This window comes from Enterococcus mundtii (assembly GCF_002813755.1).
GTDB classification, from domain to species: domain Bacteria; phylum Bacillota; class Bacilli; order Lactobacillales; family Enterococcaceae; genus Enterococcus_B; species Enterococcus_B mundtii.
Window position 1 is genome coordinate 810,332 of record NZ_CP018061.1, and the last position, 21,188, is coordinate 831,519.

Consider the following 21,188-nt stretch of genomic DNA (forward strand, 5'->3'; position numbering starts at 1 on the left):
TCCTTGTTTCTAGCGTATACTAGCATAGAAACAAGGATTTTATCGTTTAGGAGGGCAAAAGATGAAAATTGGTTTTATCGGCACAGGAGTTATGGGAAGCGCGATTGTTCGTCATTTACAAAAAGCTGGCCATGAACTGACTGTTTATAATCGTACGAAAACAAAAGCTGCGCCACTTATGGAAGAAGGGGCAGTATGGGCAGATAGTCCACAAGAAGTAGCTGAGATGAGCCAAGTCATCTTTACAATGGTTGGCTATCCTCAAGATGTGGAAGAAATCTATTATGGTAAGAAAGGCATTTTCCAAGCAGGCGTTAAGGGGAAAACAGTCATAGATTTGACGACAAGTACGCCAACACTTGCTGAAAAAATTGCAACAAGCGCACAAGAGCTTGGAGCAGAAGCCTTGGATGCCCCTGTCTCAGGAGGCGATCTAGGTGCAAAAAATGGCACCTTAACGATCATGGTGGGTGGAAAAGAGAATGTCTACGAGCAAGTATTACCACTATTTCGTGAGTTTGGAACAACATTTACGTTACATGGTTCAGCTGGAAAAGGACAACACACAAAAATGGCAAACCAGATCATGATTGCCGGAACAATGACTGGCATGACAGAGATGCTCGTTTATGCACAGAAAGCTGACTTAGACTTAGAAAAAGTGATTGCGACGCTTTCAGGCGGTAGTGCGGCAAATTGGTCATTGAGTAATTATGCACCTCGTATTTTACAAGAGAATTATACACCAGGATTTTTTGTCAAACATTTTATCAAAGATTTGAAGATTGCTTTAGCCGAAGCAGAAAAAGTAGGGTTGGACTTACCAGCGACCAAAGAAGCCCGAAAGCTATATGAACAGTTAGCAGAAAAGGGTTTCGAGAACGATGGAACGCAAGCATTGATCAAGCTTTGGTGGGAAGATGGTAGACAGCCGAAAAAAAAATCCTAAAAAACTAGTTTTTTTGGAGAAAATCAATGCAAGTCGACGATGCTTTTGATACAATATAACAGAACTAAGAAAAGGAGGACCTCCGATGGCACATTCACAATTAGTCGCAATCATTAAACGACTGGAGGCTATGGTCGAATCAGCAGACAATGAGCTGCAAGTTCGTCGCTTTGAAAAAGAGGGCGTAGAAAAATGCACCGTAACTTATGATAAAGCGACAGAAACATTTGAACTAACTGAAACAGACACACATCAACAATACGAATTCGACAATATCGATATCGTTGCGATGGAGATCTATGATTTGATTCAATAAGATTTCGAGCTAGCTAAAAGAGCCTGGGATTCAACCAATCGGTTGGATTCCAGACTCTTTTTTTGTTTCCTGTTCGTCTTTTGTCAGTTTACGTTGGTAGCTGATCAAGATTTGAACAGGATCGATTTCTTCTTGAGACAGTTGTCGCTTGAGTGACAACCTATTGTCTTTTTCATAATAGAAATGAGGTGCTTGTCCAGGGGCTGTGATCGTTGTGTCAGCCACTTGACCGTACGAAACCAAGAAATGCTTGATCTTGGTCTCATCGCTAGCTAACGGCATGCTCAATGTGATTCTCGGTGTTCGTAAAAATTTTTTTTGTTCTTGTATCCGACCAGTAAAGTACGTGATCAATTCGATATCCCGTTGTAGAATAGCTGCCTTCTCAAAATTAAGCTGTTCAATAAAATGCAATTGTCGTTTTTTTAAATAGCCTAACAATTTTTTGTTTCTTCCTTGCAATAGACCTTGGATCTCTTTCTTTTTTTGTTCAAAGCTCAGTGCCTTCATTTCAGGAAGTTGGACTTGTAACGCCAAATGACTGATTTCAGAAAGCCAAGGCATTTGATAGTTTTCTTCGATGATTCGAAGGATACTAGGCATTTTTTTATAAAGGCGAAAAGGTCCGTAAGTTCTTGCGGTAGGAATATTCGTGAGAAAAAGACCATCGGATTGAATATGTAAATAGTTATAGTTGTCAAAATAATTCATCCGACGATTGTAGATAGGGCGATAGTGTTGGATCAATTGACACTCTAATAATAAGGCATCTAGTTCAGTATCAACGACAACGATCTCAAAATCTGCAATCGAACGAACCAAGCGCAAGACTTTTTTCGAGTGTTGTTTATTTTGATGAAAGTACGTACTTACGCGATTTTTTAAATTTTTAGCTTTACCCACATAAATGATTTTTCCATCGCTATTTTTCATCAAGTAAACACCAGGTAATAAAGGTAGGTTTTTTACTTTCTCTTTTAAGTGCATAAGCGCTCCCCTAATTGAATTTGAACTAAAAAGATTATAACAGATTTAAAAAAATGAACAATAAAAGGGATTATATTTTATAAATAAATTAGAGAGATACTTTGATAATCAAAATATTTTTTTGTTCTTTTATTTTAATTTTTAGAGGTTAAAAGGTTGATATTAAAGCATTTTGTCATAAGTTTAAAATTAAAAAAAATTAATAATGCAAAAAAATCTAGTTAAAAGGTTGCATTTTGAAAAAAGTTAAGATATAGTTTGAACATCAAAAGATTTGATAATCAAACTAATTTTAGTGGATGGTGGAACATGGAACCTGATTTTAATACAGTAAATGATTATCTCGTTAGTGTCTTCAATGATATTTTGACGATCGAAGAATCCGAATTAAAAAAGTCACAATTCAAAGATCTGTCGATTACAGAGATGCATACGATCGAGGCAATCGGTATGTACAAGAAAAAGACAACTTCAGAAGTAGCCAAAGAACTGTCGATTACTGTTGGGACCTTGACCACTGCTATCAACAAGTTAGTTAGGAAAGGCTACGTTGAGCGTATCCGTAGTGAAGACGACCGACGAGTGGTGAAGCTGGGGTTGACCAAAAAAGGTAAGTTACTTTACCGCGTGCATCAGCATTTCCATCGTGAAATGGTCAAAAACATTATGGATGGTATGGCTACCGACGAACAACAAGCTTTGCTGTCTGCATTGAAAAACTTGCATGATTTCTTGCGAGATTACAAGTGAGGAAGTTTAATGGAACAATTTGGAACGATCACAGCAACGGCAAGTTTCTTACCGGAAAAAATCATCACAAACGATGATCTCTCAAAAATGATGGACACTTCGGATGAATGGATTTCAACCCGTACAGGAATCAAAGAGAGACATTGTGTGACCGAGCAGGAGACTTCCGATTTGTGTTACCTCGTTGCCGAAAAATTACTAAAGAAAAAAACACTCGATCCAAAGGAACTCGATTTTATTATCGTTGCTACGATGTCGCCTGATTATACATCGCCTTCTGTAGCAACTTTAGTTCAAGGAAGGATCGGCGCAACCAAAGCAATCGCATTTGATATCAGCGCCGCATGTTCAGGGTTTGTTTATGCTTTGAGTGTTGCAGAGAAACTGATTCGCTGTGGCTCAATGAAAGGTTTAGTAATTGGTGGCGAAACATTATCTAAACTGATCGATTGGACGGATCGTTCAACCGCTGTCTTGTTTGGTGATGGTGCTGGTGGGGTTTTGTTAGAAGCTGGCTCAAATCAAAAATTAGTGAGAGAATCGCTAGCGGCAGATGGTTCGCGTGCGCAATCCCTTACTTCTGGCTATCTACCAAATCGATCGCCTTTATACACGAAAGATTCAGAAGGTTCTTACTATTTAAAAATGGTTGGACGGGATATTTTTGACTTTGCTGTAAGAGACGTTGCGATGAACATCAAGGAACTCATTCAAGACACACCTGTTGATTATCTGCTTTTGCATCAGGCAAACTTACGAATTATCGAAAAGATTGCTCGCAAAGTAAAAATTCCCCAGGAGCAATTTCTAACGAACATGGATAAATATGGCAATACTTCCGCAGCAAGCATCCCGATTCTTTTAGATGAAGCGATAGAAAGCGGAAAAATTACCTTAGGTCAACAACAAAAAGTGGTATTTACAGGTTATGGTGGAGGATTGACATGGGGAAGTATCCTCATGGAACTATAAACTGATAAAAATAAAAAATATAAAATAAAGAAACAATATCGGAGGAATTATAATATGGTATTCGAAAAAATTCAAGAAATCATTGCGGAAGAATTAGGGAAAGACGCAGAAGAAATCAAATTAACGACAAACATCCAAGAAGACCTTGAAGCAGATAGCTTGGATTTATTCCAAATCATCAACGAAATCGAAGATGAATTTGATGTGAAAATCGAAACAGAAGACGGCATCAAAACAGTTCAAGATTTAGTCACTTATGTTGAAAAACAAACTGCATAATCATCAAGATTAGGTTGGGGGCTGGGACATTTTCCGAAAAAGGAATGTCTTAGCCTTTTTTTAAATGAAACAAAAAGCTATCTATCCTGAATATAAATTGGAGACTATGATGAAAACAGCATTTTTATTTAGCGGACAAGGTGCACAATACCAAGGAATGGGTCAAGACCTCTACCATGAACCCATTGTGAAACAGACTTTTGATGAAGCTAGTCAGATCTTGGGCTATGATATGGCGGAGCTTTGTTTTTCAACAAATGAACGTTTGGATCAAACAATCTATACGCAGCCAGCTATTTTAACTGTCAGCATTGCGTGCTATCGTTTGCTAAAAGAACGTGGGATCACTCCTCAAGCCGTTTTAGGGCTTAGTTTAGGTGAGTATTCTGCTTTAGTAGCCAGTGGCGCGCTTTCCTTTAGAGAAGCGGTAGCATTGGTCGAAAAAAGAGGCACGTTTATGACAGACGCTGCACCTACCGGTAGTGGAAAAATGGTAGCTGTGATGAACGCACCGGTGGATGTCATCGAGAGCTGTTGTAAGCAGGCGGAAGAAACGGGGATCGTTTCCCCCGCAAATTACAATACACCTCAGCAAATCGTCATCGGAGGGGAAGAAAAAGCAGTGGATCAAGCGGTGGCACTATTACAAGAACAAGGGATCAAACGAATGATTCCACTCAATGTAAGTGGCCCTTTCCATACAGCAATCTTAGAACCTGCTGCTAGACAATTAGCGGAGGAACTAAGCAAGATCGTTTTTTCAGAACCTGAAATACCTGTGATCAGCAACACCACGACAGAGATCATGACGAAAGAAAGAATTTCAGGTTTACTTGAACAACAAGTGATGAAACCCGTTCGTTTTTACGAAAGTATCGAAAAACTTAAAGATTTAGGGATCGATCAAGTGGTCGAAGTCGGGCCCGGTAAAGTATTAAGTGGCTTTATGAAAAAAATCGACAAGTCGATCGCCGTTGCACGTGTGGAGAATCAACAAACATTTGAAGAAACAATCAATCGATTGTCATAGGAGGCAAGTTATGGACGTAACTGGAAAAAATGTATTTATTACAGGCAGTACACGAGGAATCGGTGAAGCGATCGCTTTAGCCTTTGCCAAAGCAGGCGCAAACATCTTTTTAAATGGTCGTGGAGAGATCCCAGCCGAAAAAATCAATGCGATCAAAGCGCATGGGGTTGAATGTGTAGGGATCACAGGTGATATCTCCGATTATGACAAAGCAGGAGAGATGATCAAAGAAGCAGAACAGCAGTTGGGTTCTGTCGATATTTTGGTCAATAATGCGGGAGTTACGAATGATAAACTTGTCCTACGTATGGATGCAGATGATTTCAAAAAATGTTTGGATATCAATCTAACAGGAACTTTCAATATGACACAGCACGTGCTAAAGAAAATGATGAAAAAAAGAGAAGGCGCGATCATCAATCTTTCAAGTGTTTCAGGATTGATCGGTAACTTGGGTCAAGCCAATTATGCAGCAAGTAAAGCAGGGGTTGTCGGTTTCACTAAATCTGTGGCAAGAGAAGTTGCCACACGAGGAATCACATGTAATGTGATTGCTCCGGGGTTTGTCACTACAGATATGACAGATGTATTATCCGAAAAAGTAAGAGAACAAGCAGAAAAACAAATTCCAATGCAACGTTTCGGCCAAGTGGAAGATATTGCGGAAGCCGCATTGTTCTTAGCGAAAAGTTCGTATATCACAGGTCAAGTCATCAATGTTGACGGCGGATTGGTCATGCACGGATAGGGAGGAAAATTTATGAATCGAGTAGTAATTACAGGTTATGGAGTCACTTCACCGATCGGTAATGATGCAGATAGTTTTTTAGCTAGTTTAAAAGCTGGGACAAATGGCATTGCACCGATCACAAAATTTGATGCAACAGACACAGGAATCACTTTAGCAGGTGAAGTAAAAGACTTTCCTTTTGATAAATATTTTGTAAAAAAAGATAGCAAACGTATGGATATGTTTTCAATCTACGGCATTTATGCTGCAATGGAAGCATTGACAATGAGTGGAATTGAAAAAGAAACGATCAACCAAGATCGTTTTGGCGTTATCGTTGGCTCTGGGATCGGTGGGTTACCAACGATCGAAAGCCAAGTCATCCGCATGCACGACAAAGGAGCAAATCGTGTATCACCAATGTTTGTTCCAATGTCGATCGCCAATATGGCAGCTGGTAATATTGCGCTACGTGTAGGGGCGAAAGGAATTTGTACGTCGATCGTGACCGCTTGTGCCAGTGGAACGAATGCGATTGGTGAAGCATTCCGCAACATCAAACATGGTTATTCCGATATCATCCTTGCAGGTGGAACAGAAGCAACAATCTGTGAAATGGGGATCGCCGGATTTGCGGCATTGACTGCTTTGTCAACATCGACAGATCCTGAACGTGGTTCGATGCCATTTGATGAAGACCGTAATGGTTTTGTCATGGGTGAAGGGGCAGGAGTATTAGTCCTTGAATCACTGGAACATGCACAAGCTCGTGGCGCAAAAATCTATGGTGAAGTCGTGGGTTACGGTTCAAATTGTGATGCTTACCATATGACAGCTCCAACACCAGATGGTTCTGGTGCGTCAAAAGCAATGAAATTGGCGATGGAAGAAGCCGGGATCGATGCAAAAGAAGTGGGCTATATCAACGCACACGGAACAAGTACACCAGCAAATGATCAAGCAGAAGCTAAAGCGATCCAAATCGCTTTAGGAGACTCTTTCAAAGAAACCTATGTCAGCAGTACGAAATCAATGACTGGACACTTATTAGGTGCTGCAGGTGGGATTGAGGCGCTTGCCACTTTGATGGCGTTAGAGCATCAGTTTATTCCACCAAACATCAATGTTGAAAAACAAGATCCTGAAATCGATCTGAACGTTGTGATCAACGAAAGTAAACCAGCTGAACTGTCTTATGCCATGAGTAATTCATTAGGATTTGGTGGACATAATGCTGTACTATGTATGAAACGCTGGGAGGAATAATGTTGAAGATCAATGAAATCAAAGAATTAGTCAGTCAATTTGATCAGTCAACTTTAACAGAATTTGACTTGAAAGACGGACAATTTGAATTATATATGAATAAAAATGAAATGAGTCGGGGAATGGGGCAAACAGTACCAACAACGAGTGCTTCTGAACCACAACCTCAACAAGTTGTACCGGCTTTACCAAAAGAAGAAAGCCATGCTGTTCAACCGGAAGCAGTTGCGCCGACAATTGATGGGACTGAAGTGAAATCACCAATCGTTGGAATCGTCTATCTACAACCATCTCCTGACAAGCCAGCATTCAAAAAAGTAGGAGACAAAGTTTCTAAGGGTGAAGTGATCTGTATCATCGAAGCAATGAAATTGATGAACGAAGTAACCAGTGATGTCGATGGTGAGATCGTTGCGATCTTGATCGACAATGAAGAAGTCGTAGAATACGGACAACCACTCTTTATCATCCAACCAAATTAAGCCAAGGAGAACCAGACCTATGAATATACAAGAAATCAAAGAAATCATCCCTCATCGCTATCCGCTGTTGCTGATTGATCGAGTGGAAGAAATCGTCGAAGGCGAACGGATCGTTGCTAAAAAAAATGTGACGATCAATGAACCTTTTTTCCAAGGACATTTTCCAGAAGAACCTGTGATGCCTGGGGTTTTGATCGTAGAAGCGATGGCCCAAGCAGGAGCAGTAGCTCTATTATCATTGGAACAGTTCAAAGGAAAAACTGCTTACTTTGGCGGATTAGATAAAGCGAAGTTTCGTAAAAAAGTGACTCCTGGAGATACGTTGATATTAGAAGTGGAAATCACTAAAATCAAGTCTTCTGCAGGAATAGGCAAAGGAATTGCAAAAGTGGACGGCAAAAAAGTTGCTGAAGCTGAATTAACCTTTATGATTGGATAGGTGAGTTATGTTTTCAAAAGTCTTGATAGCAAATCGCGGCGAAATAGCCGTACGGATCATTCGTGCCTGCCGTGAGCTTGGAATCCAAACCGTTGCGGTCTATTCTGAAGCGGATGCGGAGGCATTACACACACAATTAGCAGATGAAGCCGTCTGCATCGGTCCTGCAAGAGCAACAGATTCCTATTTGAATGTACAAGCAGTTCTAAGTGCAGCCATCGTTACAAAAGCAGAAGCAATCCATCCTGGATTTGGATTCTTATCAGAGAACAGTCGATTTGCTTCGATGTGTGAAGAATGTAATATCGTCTTTATTGGACCTAAAAGCAAAACGATCGATGATATGGGAAATAAAATCAACGCACGTCAGTTGATGCAACAAGCAGATGTTCCTGTGATCCCAGGTAGTGATGGTGTGCTATCGACTGTTGAAGAAGCACTGGAAGTGGCAGAAAAAATTGGCTATCCAGTGATGCTCAAAGCCGCCGCTGGTGGTGGCGGTAAAGGAATCCGCAAAGTCTTGTCAAAAGAAGAATTACCACAACATTTTTCATCCGCCCAACAAGAGGCAGCAGCTGCTTTTGGTAACGATGATATGTATTTGGAAAAAATCATTTATCCCGCAAGACATATTGAAGTGCAAATATTAGGTGATCAATTTGGTCATGTTCTGCATCTAGGTGAACGTGATTGTTCCTTACAACGAAATAATCAAAAAGTCTTAGAAGAATCACCATCTGTTGTGATCTCTGAAGAAAAACGAAATCACTTAGGTGCAGCAGCTGTTAGAGCAGCAAAGGCAGTGAACTATGAAAATGCAGGAACGATCGAATTTTTAATGGATGAATCCGGTGATTTTTATTTTATGGAAATGAACACCCGCATCCAAGTTGAACATCCAGTAACAGAAATGGTCACAAATATCGATCTTGTCAAAAAACAAATTGAGGTTGCGGCCGGACGACCACTAGAGATCCAACAAGAAGATATCATTTTCCAAGGGCATGCGATCGAATGCCGGATCAATGCAGAAAATCCAGCATTTCATTTCGCGCCTTCACCAGGTAAAATCAAGAATTTGTTGCTGCCAGCTGGTGGTATGGGATTAAGGGTCGACAGCGCGGTTTATTCTGGTTACACGATTCCGCCTTATTATGATTCAATGATTGCTAAGGTCATCGTACATGGCGATACACGTTTCGATGCGTTGATGAAAATGCAACGGGCATTGAGCGAGATCGTAACAGATGGCGTGATCACGAATGCTGAATTCCAAATGGATCTGATCAGTCACCCTGCAGTGATTGCTGGTGATTACAGTACCGCATTCTTACAAGAAGAGTTTTTACCAAACTGGATTCCCGAGACGGAGATAGGAGACGAATAAGATGGCTTTATTCAAAAAGAAAAAATACATTCGAATCAATCCTAATCGAGAAATCAAGCCAACGAATGCACCATCGGTCCCTGACAATATGTGGGCGAAATGCCCGAATTGTAAACATATCATCTACACGAAAGATATTGGGGAAGAAAAAGTATGTCCACACTGTAGTTATAACTTTAGGATCGGCGCATGGCAGCGATTAGCGTTGATCATTGATGAGAAAAGTTTAGAGGAATGGGATACGGATCTCGTCACGAAAGATCCCCTTGATTTTCCTGATTATCAAGAAAAGATTGGCAAGATGCAAGAAAAGACTGGCTTACATGAAGCAGTTCTAACTGGTCAAGCGACTATTAAAGGTATTCCTTTTGCTATCGGTGTCATGGACCCTAATTTTATCATGGGAAGTATGGGCACGATCGTTGGGGAAAAGATCACACGCTTGTTTGAACGTGCGGCGAGTAAAAAATTACCCGTCGTATTGTTCACTGCTTCAGGGGGCGCCCGGATGCAAGAAGGGATTTTCTCTCTCATGCAAATGGCCAAAATCTCCGCAGCGGTCAAACGTCATGGCAATAAACAGCTATTTTATTTGACTGTCTTAACAGATCCGACGACAGGTGGTGTTACCGCCAGCTTTGCGATGGAAGGGGATATCATCTTAGCTGAACCACAAAGTTTGATCGGCTTTGCTGGCCGCCGAGTGATTGAACAAACGATCAAACAAGAACTACCAGAAGATTTCCAAAAAGCAGAATTTTTACTGGAACATGGCTTTGTGGATCAAATCGTTCCACGAAAAGAACTCAAGGATACGATCCATCAATTACTAGAATTGCATACGCAGAAAGGATGGATCAACCATGAATAAAACTGCTCATGATATCGTCCAACTGGCGCGAGCAAAAGATCGTTGGACAAGTCTTGATTTTTTTGAAACGATTTTTGAAGGCTTCCAAGAGTTTCATGGTGATCGCTTATTTGGTGATGATGAAGCGATTGTCGGAGGTGTGGCAAAACTAGCCGGAAAACCTGTGACCGTCATTGGCATCCAAAAAGGTCGTGACTTACAAGAAAATATTCGCCGGAATTTTGGTTCTCCTCATCCGGAAGGTTATCGTAAAGCACTGCGTTTAATGAAGCAAGCAGAAAAATTCAACCGTCCGGTCATTACGTTGATCAACACTGCTGGTGCCTATTGTGGAATCGGTGCAGAAGAACGTGGCGAAGGGGAAGCGATTGCCCGCAATCTATTAGAAATGTCGGATTTGAAGGTACCGATCATCAGTATCATTATTGGTGAAGGCGGTAGTGGCGGGGCTTTAGCCTTAGCCTTAGCCGATGAAGTCTGGATGTTAGAACAAACGATCTATGCTGTTTTATCACCAGAAGGCTTTGCTTCGATTCTTTGGAAAGACGGCAGCCGAGCAGCCGAAGCCGCTGAATTGATGAAAGTCGCTGCTGGTGAATTATTAGAGTTAGACGTCATCGATCGAGTGATTCCCGAAACATTCAATGGAGAGCATTTAGGCAAAGAAAAAGTTGCGCGTATGATGCAAAAAGCATTGATCGAAAAACTGACTGAACTCTGTCAGAAACCAACTGAAGAATTGATCGAACAACGCTACCAACGTTTTCGTAAATATTAAAGGTAACGCGTCATATGCACGCTTCGCTTATGTAAATGAAAAACTGTAGAGGGATTCCTCTATAGTTTTTTTGTGTATGAACAAATAGCTTAATCTCTAGTAGAATGATGGTTGCTTGTGTGTCAATAAATAATGAAAAGTATTGATTATTGTCGATACAGAATTCATGTAAAAACAGTATTATAAAACATAATTTTGTTATTTTTAATGTATATGATATCTTTGTTTAAAAGGAGTTGATGTAGTGTTGGACAAATTGTCGAATGTTCTTTTTTTATGGAGTGTTACTTTCGGTAACGCTATTTTTGCCTGGCTGTTCTAAATCGGATGATCATCAATTAGAAAACGCCGAGATCGTTCAACTAACGAATGCTGGGACGATACAAAACAGAGGTAGTTATACTCTTAAAGAGGGCAATTTAGAAATCATGAAAGAAATCCAACTGGCACAAAACCTAGATCAAGTCCCGTCTAATCTGAAACTCTCAAGCAGTGAAGAACAAGAAATCAAAAGTTTGCTGACACCTGATTTTACAACCGAAGAACAAGAATTAAAAACGACTGAACTTTTTCAAACGTTTGTTAAAGAAATCAAACATGTAACAGTCGAAGTAAATCAGAAGAAGAAAACGACAACATTAGTCGGAAAGGATTATCGAAAAGAATTTTCTTGGGTAGGTGAAAGTGGAAATCGTTTATCTGACTCACATAAGATTGAATATAGTTTTGTGTCAGGGAATGAGGAATAGTTGAGTAAAGGAATAGCCTTAAAAAACGATGCTTCTTGCATAATGATTATTGAAGTAGAGGAATTTCAGAATAATTTGAACAGAAAGAAGGGGGGCACCATCTTTTCCCTGTTCTTTTAATTGATTAAAAATATTTTTCTGTACCGAATCAGGATTTTTGATTTGAAATTTTAAAAGTTGTTGAAACCATAGGTATCTCTTTTTAGTGCTGGATATTGATACTTAACTATTTAAGTAGGCCATCTGAATAGTTATAGTGTAAGGCGTTCTTGGTGTGTGCATAAACTTGCTAACGTATCTTATCGTCTTGGTATAGCTTTCAGGAAGTTATATTATCCAGATATTCGCGAAACATCCATTACACAGTAATCGACCATTTGTTTCCCACATAAAGAATGCCTTGTTACAATTACACTATTATGATAAGTTTAATGTAGTGTATTTGTAACGTAAGTGAGGGGATTAAATGAAAGATAAGCTGAAAGAGTTGTTGCGTATTCGCGATGGAAATTTATCTATGAAGGAAGCTAGAAAATTAGGAATTTCAGCAACTACTGTACAAAGATTGGTGAATCAAGGAATTTTAATGAAAGTTGATCGTGGTTATTATGTAGAGACTGGTCATGGAATCGATGATTTATTTTGTCTTCAGCAACGATTTTCCAGAGGAATATTTTCTCATGAAACGACATTAGATATATATCAACTTTCTACAAACATGCCGAACTTCATTCATTTGACTTTTCCACATGGTTATAATGTGAATCGTTCAATTACGAAAGAGCAACAGTTACAATTTCATTTTGTGAAGAAGGAAGTATACGAGTTAGGGAAAGTGGAGGGCACTTCCTTTCAAGGAAATCCTATTATTATATACGATAAGGAACGAACTCTTTGTGATATTTGGAATCCGAGATATGAAATTGAATACGAAATGAAATTAGAAGCTTTAAAAGAGTACATGAGAGATCCTATGAGAGACCCAAGTAAATTAAGAGATTATATGACAAAACTACATGTAGAAAAAGAAATGAAATATCATATGCAGAGTTTGTATTGATGGAGAGAAAATATGACCCCTACACAATTTACAGCAAAAACAAGAAATCTTGCAAAAAGTATAGGATTAAATGCACAGTTAGTTCAAAGGCATTTTATGATGGATCGCTTAGTTGAACAAATCTCTGAATCGAAGTATAAAAATGACTTTATTTTGAAAGGTGGTTTTCTATTAGGTTCAAAATATGGAATTGATAGAAGAACAACAATTGATATTGATACGACATTTAGAAATAGTAAATTAACTAAAGAAAAATTGGAGAACATCTTTAAAGAATTAACTAGTAAACCTACGAAAGAGGGAATTGTTTTCTCTGTTCAAGAGATTAAAGAGACAAGGGAAATTGATTTTTATCCTGGGTTTCAAATTAAATTGATTGCTCATTTAGAAAAAATACGTGTCCCATTTAAATTGGATGTAACAACAGGAGATTCTATTTATCCTGAAGTAGATATACATCATCATCAATTGATGTTTGAAGATAAAAAAGTAGAGATTCCAGCTTATCCAACAGAACAGATTATTGCAGAAAAGCTGAGTGCTACATTTAGCTTTGGGACAGACAATTCGAGATTGAAAGATTACTACGACCTATTTGCCATCCCAAAACTAGAAAATATTGATATGAAAGAGCTATATAAAAGTGTCCGAAATACATTTACAAAACGTGGAGACAACAAACCGTTATCTTTTTATTATGAAAGGGAAATCGAAAAAATAAAAGGGAGCGATTATTTGGAAAAACTATGGGACAAATATCGCTCAGTTAATTCTTTTGCGAATTCTATTTCATTTGCAGATACAGTTAACGGAGTTGCTTATCTAATGCAAAATGTAATCAAAATTGAAAATCAAGAAAGAAAACAATAGTTTACAAGAATTGAACAAATCAAGATGACATACGATATTAATTGTGTGATTTAGCGTAAATCAGCGGAACTAATGAGCTTGGTACAGAGGTTTTTGGCCTTGAAAAACAAAGTAAAATAGACTGAAAATCAAATAAAAAAAGCTGAGACTTGGTTCTCAGCTTTTTTTCATTTCTTCCCTTGAAATATTAAAATAAATATTCTTAATTCGTGGTTATTATTCATTATTAAAGCATAAAAGTGAAATAAAATAAATAAATATACAAAAAATGGTTTATTTTTGAAATTTTCATGCTATAATGACAGAACAAAATGAATAAGGGGCGAGACAATGAAAAAGATTTCAGGAATTATTTTATTTTTAGTTACAACATTCGCATTAGGAGCGTGTGGTAATGGGGATGCAGCAGAATCAAACGATCAATTGGCAGAAATCAAGGAAAGTGGTGTATTGAAAGTAGCAACATCTGCTGATTATGCGCCGTTTGAATTTCATACGATCGTCGATGGGAAAGATCAAATCGTCGGATCAGACATTGATTTAGCAAATGCCATTGCAGATGAACTTGGTGTGAAACTGGAGCTTTCAGATATGAGTTTCAATACAGTGCTAGCCTCTTTAAAAGAAGGAAAAGTCGATGTAGCGATTTCAGCAATTTCAGCGACCGCAGAACGGAAAGAACAATTTGATTTCACCGATAATTACTATAATCCGCCACAAGTTCTCGTGATCAATAAAAAAGATGAAGACACGTTAACAAGCATTGATCGCTTGGCAGGTAAAAGCTTAGGGGCGCAAAAAGGCTCGATCCAAGAAGCGGTGATCAACGAACAAATCAAAGAAGCTAAAGTAGTCACGATCGATAAAGTACCAAATATGGTGATCGAGATCAATCAAGGTTCGCTGGATGGCATGGTCGTTGAACAAACGATTGCCGAAGCATATATCGCTCAAAATCCCAACTTGATGATTGCAGATATTCCTTTGGAACAATCAGATGATGAAGCTTTTGCTATTGCCTTGCCAAAAGGAAGTACAGAATTACAAGAAGAGTTGAATAAAATTATCAAAAAACTAAGTGATGAGGGAAAAATCGATGAATTCATCAAAAAAAATCATGAACTAGCTGAACAAACAGCGACAGAATAGAGGGACGCAGTGTGAATTTTTCGTTTTTAGATAAGTACTTACCGTATTTTTTATCCGGCGCGGTCGTTACGATCGTCATTTCGATCTTGACAGTCATCTTTGGTACAATGATTGGCCTAGCCATGGCACTGATGAAGCGCTCAAAGATCAAGCCTTTGAATTGGTTAGCTAATAGTTATATCGAATTACTAAGAGGCACACCGATGTTATTGCAGATCATGATCGGATTCATCTTATTGCAACGTTTCTTTCCAGCGGTGGATTGGTCCGTGGGGATTTTAACGATCGACTTAGGGCGTTTGATACCAGGAATCATCGTATTATCACTGAACTCTGGGGCGTATGTTGCTGAAATCATCCGTGGAGGAATTGCGGCTGTTGATATGGGACAAACAGAAGCTTCGTATTCACTAGGCTTACGTCCTGTACAGGCGATGCGTTATGTCATTTTCCCACAAGCGTTGAGAAATATTTTGCCACCATTAGGAAATGAGTTTGTCACGTTGATCAAAGATTCTTCTTTACTGACAGTGATCGGTATCAATGAATTGATGGGATCTGCTCAAATCGTTATCTCAAACTCCTATATCCCATTGGAACCTTATTTTATTGCCGCAGGGTTATACTTCGTTATGACCTTTGTAACATCGCGGTTGTTGAGTAGTTGGGAGAAAAAACTCGGAAAAGGGTATCAACGTTAGGAGAGAATGTCGTATGGAAAAATCAATAGTATCGATCAAACAGCTAAGTAAATCATTTGCAGAAACAGAAGTATTGAAAGGAATTACTACGACCATTTCCGCCGGGGAGGTCGTGGTGATCATCGGTCCTTCAGGTTCAGGAAAAAGTACGTTTCTCCGTTGTTTGAATCTACTCGAATCCCCTACAGCTGGTACGGTGGAGTTTGAGGGAACGGATATCACACACAAGCAACACGATATTTTTAAAACAAGAGAAAAAATGGGCATGGTTTTTCAACAGTTCAATCTATTTCCCAATATGACAGTATTAGAAAATATCACCTTATCACCAATCAAAGTGAAAAAAATGCCTAAGAAAGAAGCCGAGGCGATCGCTTTGGAATTATTGGCAAAAGTTGGCTTGTCAGATAAAGCCACCGCCTATCCTTACTCTTTATCAGGTGGACAGCAGCAACGGATAGCGATTGCCCGAGCGTTGGCAATGCAACCAGACGTCATGTTGTTCGATGAGCCCACTTCGGCACTTGATCCAGAAATGGTGGGTGAAGTACTCTCGGTTATGTTGCAATTGGCACAAGAAGGGATGACGATGGTCATTGTCACTCATGAAATCGGCTTTGCGAAAGAAGTGGGTGATCGAATCATCTTTATGGATCAAGGACAGATCGTGGAAGAGGGGACACCTAGTGAAGTGCTGGAGCGGACGAGCCAGCCTCGGACCATCGATTTTTTGGCCAAAGTACTGTAGTAAAAATTAAGATATAAGGAATGGCGCTCTTTTTCCAACATTACCTATGGATAGTGATTTCAGTTCTTTAGGTTTTTCTAAAATTGTATGAATGATGTTCCAAAAGTAACTCTTTCAGTAATAAGCAACCAACTCCAGAAATAGAAGAATCTATTTTATGAGCTGGTTGCTTATTTTTTGGAGTTGGTTTCTTCTGTTATTCCCTCCATTAAAAGGTTTAATGTATAGAGGTAGTTTTTTTTTAGATTTTACAGTATAATATGGGGTTGAGGAGTACATATCGTGCTCCTTCATTTTTTGCAGATGAGGAGACAACATGTTTTCAAATTATAAACCTACATGGATGGTAGAAGCCGTCTATAAAATTACCCCTGCACAACTGAAAAAACTAGGGATCAAAGCCGTCTTGACGGACCTTGATAATACACTGATTGCTTGGAATAATCCAGATGGAACGGAAGAATTGTTCACTTGGATTTTAGAAATGAGAAATGCGGGCATACCAGTAGTCGTTGTTTCTAACAACAACTCAGAACGCGTAGCTCGTGCAGTTAAAAAATTTGAGCTACTTTATGTTGCAAGAGCGTTGAAGCCTTTGCCAGTGGGAATCAATAAAGCAAAAAAAATGTTGGATCTGGCAGATGAAGAGATCATCATGATCGGTGATCAGATCATGACCGATATTCGTGGCGCGAATAGTGCCGGTATCCGTAGTGTCTTAGTTAAACCAATCATTGAAACTGATAGTTGGAAGACGAAATTCAATCGGTTCTGGGAACGTAAGATCATGAGTTATTTAGTAAAGAAACATCCAGATATGGATTGGCGAGGTGGCATTGAATGAACGAAGAATTGCAATGTATCGGTTGTGGCGTGATGATCCAAACAGAATATCCTGATGAATTAGGCTATACACCAAAAGCAGCACTCGAAAAAGGGTTAGCAACAGGGGATGTTTATTGTCAACGTTGTTTCCGTTTGAGACATTATAATGAGATCCAAGATGTATCATTGACAGATGATGATTTCTTGCGATTACTAAATGAATTAGGACAAAAAGACGCATTGATCGTCAATGTGGTTGATATCTTTGATTTCAACGGCTCACTGATTCCTGGTTTACATCGTTTTGTCGGCAATAATCCTGTTCTTTTGGTAGGAAATAAAGTCGATATTTTACCTAAATCATTGAAAAAATCAAAAATGATCCAATGGATGAATGAGCGTGCCCATGAAGCAGGGCTAAGACCTGTTGAGGTGTTGTTGACAAGCGCAAAAAAAGCACCTGAAATGACAACACTTCTAGAGAAAATCGAAAAATATCGTGAGGGTCGAGATGTATATATCGTTGGTGTGACGAATGTCGGAAAATCGACATTGATCAATCAGATCATCAAAAATACGGCAGGTGTCCAAGAAGTGATCACGACTTCGCAGTTCCCAGGAACAACGTTAGACAAAATCGAGATCCCATTGGATGATGGCCAATTTTTGATCGATACACCAGGAATTATCCATCGTCATCAAATGGCCCACTATTTAGGCAAAAAAGACTTACGTATCATCGCACCGACAAAGGAAATCAAGCCTAAGGTGTATCAGCTGAATGAAGGTCAAACGCTTTTCCTTGGAGGATTAGCTCGATTCGACTTTATCAGTGGCAAACGAGGTTCATTTATTGCTTATGTATCAAATGATGTCAATTTACATCGGACAAAATTAGAAAAAGCCGATGCTTTTTATGAAAAACATGTAGGCGGCTTATTGCAACCACCACGTCCGAATGAAGTCAGTGAATTCCCTGAACTTGTTCGCTTTGAGTTTTCTGTAAAAGAAAAGACAGATATCGTCTTTGCAGGACTAGGCTGGATCACGGTAACGGAACCAGCAGTCATCGCAGGCTGGGCGCCAAAAGGGGTACATGTGTTAAGAAGAAAAGCACTGATTTAAGAAAGAAGGAAAAACATGAGTTTAAGAGGAAAGCAAAAACGATTTTTACGTAGTCAGGCACACCATCTACAACCGATTTTCCAAATCGGTAAAGGTGGGATCAATGAAGCGATGATCGTCCAAATCGAAGAAGCACTTGAAAAAAGAGAATTGATCAAAGTATCATTGTTGCAAAATACAGATGAAATCGCGGAAGATGTGGCACAAGTATTAGAACAAGCCATCGCATGTGAAGTGGTTCAGATCATCGGACGCGTGCTTGTTTTATACAAAGCATCATCTAAAGAGAAATACCAACGGATATCTAAAGAAGTACATGCAATCTAAGGAGTGACGAAGATGAAATCGCAAGCGAAATCCTTTGTTCGACCTCAAGTATTTCCAAAAGAAATGCCCCATCTTTATGAGAAAAGAAAACAGGTGGGGATCTTGGGCGGAACTTTCAATCCTGTGCATCTAGCCCATCTAGTGATGGCAGAACAAGCAGGACAGAATTTAGGACTAGACCATGTCTGTTTAATGCCTTCCTATCAACCACCTCATGTGGATGAAAAGCCAACTATACCGGCAGAACATCGCTTAAACATGCTGGAACTTGCGATCGAAGACAATCCTTTTCTAACGATTGAAACGATTGAAATCGAACGAGGCGGCAAAAGCTATACGTATGACACGATGAAGGCTTTGACTCAAAATAATCCTGATACGGACTACTATTTTATCATCGGCGGTGATATGGTCGAATATTTACCAAAGTGGTACAAAATCGACGAGTTATTGACAATGGTCCACTTTGTCGGTATCCATCGACGTGGGTATCAAGTGGAAACCCCGTATCCTGTGATCTGGGTCGATGTCCCTGAGATTGATCTAAGTTCGACAAAGATTCGTCAAAAAATTCAACAAGGTTGTTCCGTCCGTTATTTGATCCCAGATAAAGTCTTGGATTATATTCAGAAAGAAGGATTGTATCAACATGAATTATAGTACAGATTATACGGCCTATACTCGAGAAATTTTGATGCAAAAAGTCCAAATGAGAATGAGTGAACAACGCTTCAAACATGTCTTGGGTGTAGAACAAACAGCTGTTGCACTTGCTGAAAGGTATGGTTGCTCGCCAGAAAAAGCGAGTATCGCCGCATTGACACATGATTATGCGAAAGAACGACCAGACGATGAGTTTATCTTATTCATCGAACGTGAGCAACTTGACCCAGAATTATTAGCTTATGGAAATGCAATTTGGCACGGATTAGTCGGTGCATCATTTGTTGAACGAGAATTAGGCATCACTGATGAGGAGATCTTACAAGCAATCCGTCTCCATACGACAGGAGCTGCTGAGATGTCCTTACTCGATAAAGTCATCTATGTGGCTGACTATATCGAACCAGGACGTTCTTTTCCAGGTGTCAAAGAAGCCCGTGAGATTGCCATGATCGATTTAGATGAAGCAGTTGCATTCGAAACCAAACATACATTAGCACATTTGATTGCGCAAGAAAGCAAAATTTATCCAAAAACAATTGAAACATATAATCATTGGGTGGCAAAATAGCTGACCCATTAGGAGGAAATCATCATCGATAGTAAAGAACAATTAAAAATCGCTGTCCAAGCAGCAGATTCAAAACGTGCAGAAGATATTTTAGCTTTAGACGTCCGTAAAGTGTCGCTATTAGCTGACTACTTTATGATCTGTTCAGCAAACAGTGAACGTCAGATCAATGCCATCGTGGAAGAAATCATTGAAAAAGAAGAAGAAAGCAAATACGAAGTAAAACGCGTAGAAGGAAAAGAAGGCGGCAAATGGATTCTGATCGATCTAGGTGATTTGATCATCCATGTATTCCATGCCCCAGAACGTGGTTTTTATAATTTAGAGAAGTTATGGTCGGATGCGCCACTTGTCGATTTGACTGAATGGTTGGATTAGCATGGCCTACGAAACATTTGCCTTTATTTACGATGAAGTCATGGATGACGGGCTTTATGAACAATGGCTCGCATTTTCTAAACGCCATTTGCCTGAAACAACTAAAAACATCCTTGAACTAGCTTGTGGTACAGGAGCATTAGCTGTGGCTTTTGCCAAAGACGGCTACAATGTAACTGGTTTGGATCTATCAGAAGAAATGCTGATGATCGCCAGTCAACGTGCCTATGAAGAAGAAGCAACGGTACAATTTGTTGAAGGGAATATGTTAGATCTATCAGAGAGTGGGCAATACCAAGCCATCACTTGTTTCTCAGATTCTTTGTGCTATATGCAAAACGATCAAGAAGTACAACAAGTATTCGATGAAGTCTATCAGGCATTGGAAGAAAACGGCCGTTTCTTGTTTGATGTCCATTCCGTTTATCAAATCGATCAAGTATTTCCGGAGTATAGTTATCATTACCAAGGAGACGATTTTGCCTTTCTTTGGGACAGTTATACGGGGAAAGAAAAACATAGCATTGAACATTATTTGACATTCTTTGTCGAATCACAAGAAAAAGACGGTACGTTCACACGTGAGGATGAATTACATCAAGAACGTACGTATCCACTAGAAAACTACTTGCGGATGTTAGAGAATAGCGGATTTGCTAAAGTAGAAGTATTCGCTGATTTTACAGACGAAACACCTAACGAAGAATCCAGACGTTGGTTTTTTGTCGCCCAGAAAGAAGAAGGCGAAATTGACGAACTGTAGCAAACAATAAAAAGGAGAGACGG

At 39.4% G+C, this 21,188-nt stretch carries 27 protein-coding genes; 26 read left to right on the plus strand and 1 reads right to left on the minus strand.

Features of this window, described 5'->3' with window-relative positions:
* The first annotated feature begins 61 nt into the window (after positions 1-61).
* Both EM4838_RS03915 and EM4838_RS03920 read left to right on the plus strand, forming a co-directional pair.
* Entirely contained in the window at positions 62-949 is an 888-nt protein-coding gene (locus EM4838_RS03915; RefSeq protein WP_071865995.1) for an NAD(P)-dependent oxidoreductase, read from the plus strand.
* An 85-nt stretch (positions 950-1,034) separates the two neighbouring features.
* Entirely contained in the window at positions 1,035-1,265 is a 231-nt protein-coding gene (locus tag EM4838_RS03920; protein ID WP_010735881.1) for a YkuJ family protein, read from the plus strand.
* Positions 1,266-1,295: 30 nt separating this feature from the next.
* Here EM4838_RS03920 and EM4838_RS03925 read toward each other — a convergent pair whose 3' ends face one another.
* The gene (locus EM4838_RS03925) at positions 1,296-2,252 is read right to left on the minus strand and encodes a GIY-YIG nuclease family protein (protein ID WP_071865996.1); all 957 of its coding nucleotides are present in this window, start codon (positions 2,250-2,252) and stop codon (positions 1,296-1,298) included.
* A gap of 309 nt (positions 2,253-2,561) precedes the next feature.
* Here EM4838_RS03925 and fabT point away from each other — a divergent pair, with 309 nt between their 5' ends.
* The 24 genes from fabT (at position 2,562) to EM4838_RS04045 (ending at position 21,165) form a co-directional block, all read left to right on the plus strand.
* Entirely contained in the window at positions 2,562-3,002 is a 441-nt protein-coding gene (fabT, locus tag EM4838_RS03930; RefSeq protein ID WP_010735879.1) for a fatty acid biosynthesis transcriptional regulator FabT, read from the plus strand.
* 9 nt (positions 3,003-3,011) lie between these two features.
* Positions 3,012-3,974, plus strand: coding sequence for a beta-ketoacyl-ACP synthase III (locus tag EM4838_RS03935; RefSeq protein WP_071865997.1), 963 nt, complete (start codon positions 3,012-3,014; stop codon positions 3,972-3,974).
* 54 nt (positions 3,975-4,028) lie between these two features.
* A complete protein-coding gene (locus tag EM4838_RS03940; protein WP_034688440.1) occupies positions 4,029-4,253 on the plus strand; it encodes an acyl carrier protein in 225 nt (74 codons plus the stop codon).
* Positions 4,254-4,362: 109 nt separating this feature from the next.
* Positions 4,363-5,283, plus strand: coding sequence for an ACP S-malonyltransferase (fabD, locus tag EM4838_RS03945; protein ID WP_071866075.1), 921 nt, complete (start codon positions 4,363-4,365; stop codon positions 5,281-5,283).
* A 10-nt stretch (positions 5,284-5,293) separates the two neighbouring features.
* The gene (fabG, locus tag EM4838_RS03950; RefSeq protein WP_071865998.1) at positions 5,294-6,031 is read left to right on the plus strand and encodes a 3-oxoacyl-[acyl-carrier-protein] reductase; all 738 of its coding nucleotides are present in this window, start codon (positions 5,294-5,296) and stop codon (positions 6,029-6,031) included.
* A gap of 12 nt (positions 6,032-6,043) precedes the next feature.
* Positions 6,044-7,279 (plus strand): beta-ketoacyl-ACP synthase II, encoded by a 1,236-nt coding sequence (fabF, locus tag EM4838_RS03955; RefSeq protein ID WP_010735874.1) that lies wholly within the window; start codon positions 6,044-6,046, stop codon positions 7,277-7,279.
* A gap of 2 nt (positions 7,280-7,281) precedes the next feature.
* The gene (gene accB / locus EM4838_RS03960; protein ID WP_307725284.1) at positions 7,282-7,761 is read left to right on the plus strand and encodes an acetyl-CoA carboxylase biotin carboxyl carrier protein; all 480 of its coding nucleotides are present in this window, start codon (positions 7,282-7,284) and stop codon (positions 7,759-7,761) included.
* 19 nt (positions 7,762-7,780) lie between these two features.
* The gene (gene fabZ, locus EM4838_RS03965) at positions 7,781-8,200 is read left to right on the plus strand and encodes a 3-hydroxyacyl-ACP dehydratase FabZ (protein WP_010735872.1); all 420 of its coding nucleotides are present in this window, start codon (positions 7,781-7,783) and stop codon (positions 8,198-8,200) included.
* A gap of 7 nt (positions 8,201-8,207) precedes the next feature.
* Positions 8,208-9,587 (plus strand): acetyl-CoA carboxylase biotin carboxylase subunit, encoded by a 1,380-nt coding sequence (locus EM4838_RS03970; protein ID WP_071866000.1) that lies wholly within the window; start codon positions 8,208-8,210, stop codon positions 9,585-9,587.
* Between the two features lies 1 nt (position 9,588).
* Entirely contained in the window at positions 9,589-10,458 is an 870-nt protein-coding gene (accD, locus tag EM4838_RS03975) for an acetyl-CoA carboxylase, carboxyltransferase subunit beta (RefSeq protein ID WP_071866001.1), read from the plus strand.
* The gene (locus EM4838_RS03980) at positions 10,451-11,236 is read left to right on the plus strand and encodes an acetyl-CoA carboxylase carboxyl transferase subunit alpha (RefSeq protein WP_071866002.1); all 786 of its coding nucleotides are present in this window, start codon (positions 10,451-10,453) and stop codon (positions 11,234-11,236) included. The genes accD and EM4838_RS03980 overlap by 8 nt, the downstream gene beginning before the upstream one ends.
* 263 nt (positions 11,237-11,499) lie before the next feature.
* Entirely contained in the window at positions 11,500-11,985 is a 486-nt protein-coding gene (locus EM4838_RS03985; RefSeq protein WP_071866003.1) for a hypothetical protein, read from the plus strand.
* 466 nt (positions 11,986-12,451) lie between these two features.
* Positions 12,452-13,045 (plus strand): type IV toxin-antitoxin system AbiEi family antitoxin domain-containing protein, encoded by a 594-nt coding sequence (locus EM4838_RS03990; protein WP_071866004.1) that lies wholly within the window; start codon positions 12,452-12,454, stop codon positions 13,043-13,045.
* A 12-nt stretch (positions 13,046-13,057) separates the two neighbouring features.
* Positions 13,058-13,915 (plus strand): nucleotidyl transferase AbiEii/AbiGii toxin family protein, encoded by an 858-nt coding sequence (locus EM4838_RS03995; protein WP_071866005.1) that lies wholly within the window; start codon positions 13,058-13,060, stop codon positions 13,913-13,915.
* Positions 13,916-14,245: 330 nt separating this feature from the next.
* Positions 14,246-15,064: a transporter substrate-binding domain-containing protein gene (locus tag EM4838_RS04000; RefSeq protein ID WP_071866006.1), complete on the plus strand. Its 819-nt coding sequence runs from the start codon at positions 14,246-14,248 to the stop codon at positions 15,062-15,064.
* Positions 15,065-15,075: 11 nt separating this feature from the next.
* On the plus strand, positions 15,076-15,765 hold the full coding sequence (locus EM4838_RS04005) for an amino acid ABC transporter permease (RefSeq protein ID WP_071866007.1): 690 nt from the start codon (positions 15,076-15,078) through the stop codon (positions 15,763-15,765).
* Between the two features lie 13 nt (positions 15,766-15,778).
* Complete coding sequence (locus EM4838_RS04010) at positions 15,779-16,513, plus strand: amino acid ABC transporter ATP-binding protein (RefSeq protein WP_071866008.1); 735 nt, start codon at positions 15,779-15,781, stop codon at positions 16,511-16,513.
* Positions 16,514-16,829: 316 nt separating this feature from the next.
* Positions 16,830-17,357, plus strand: coding sequence for a YqeG family HAD IIIA-type phosphatase (locus EM4838_RS04015; RefSeq protein ID WP_010735865.1), 528 nt, complete (start codon positions 16,830-16,832; stop codon positions 17,355-17,357).
* Positions 17,354-18,463, plus strand: a complete 1,110-nt coding sequence (gene yqeH, locus EM4838_RS04020) for a ribosome biogenesis GTPase YqeH (protein WP_071866009.1) — start codon at positions 17,354-17,356, stop codon at positions 18,461-18,463. Before EM4838_RS04015 ends, yqeH begins: the two co-directional genes overlap by 4 nt.
* A 15-nt stretch (positions 18,464-18,478) precedes the next feature.
* Positions 18,479-18,790 (plus strand): ribosome assembly RNA-binding protein YhbY, encoded by a 312-nt coding sequence (gene yhbY, locus EM4838_RS04025; RefSeq protein ID WP_019724120.1) that lies wholly within the window; start codon positions 18,479-18,481, stop codon positions 18,788-18,790.
* A gap of 12 nt (positions 18,791-18,802) precedes the next feature.
* Positions 18,803-19,450: a nicotinate-nucleotide adenylyltransferase gene (locus EM4838_RS04030; RefSeq protein WP_010735862.1), complete on the plus strand. Its 648-nt coding sequence runs from the start codon at positions 18,803-18,805 to the stop codon at positions 19,448-19,450.
* Positions 19,440-20,024 carry a bis(5'-nucleosyl)-tetraphosphatase (symmetrical) YqeK gene (gene yqeK, locus EM4838_RS04035; RefSeq protein ID WP_023519420.1) on the plus strand — a complete coding sequence of 195 codons (585 nt, stop codon included), beginning with the start codon at positions 19,440-19,442 and terminating at the stop codon, positions 20,022-20,024. The genes EM4838_RS04030 and yqeK overlap by 11 nt, the downstream gene beginning before the upstream one ends.
* A 24-nt stretch (positions 20,025-20,048) precedes the next feature.
* Positions 20,049-20,402 (plus strand): ribosome silencing factor, encoded by a 354-nt coding sequence (gene rsfS / locus EM4838_RS04040; RefSeq protein WP_034688417.1) that lies wholly within the window; start codon positions 20,049-20,051, stop codon positions 20,400-20,402.
* A gap of 1 nt (position 20,403) precedes the next feature.
* Positions 20,404-21,165, plus strand: coding sequence for a class I SAM-dependent DNA methyltransferase (locus tag EM4838_RS04045; protein ID WP_066025699.1), 762 nt, complete (start codon positions 20,404-20,406; stop codon positions 21,163-21,165).
* The last annotated feature ends 23 nt before the right edge of the window (positions 21,166-21,188 follow it).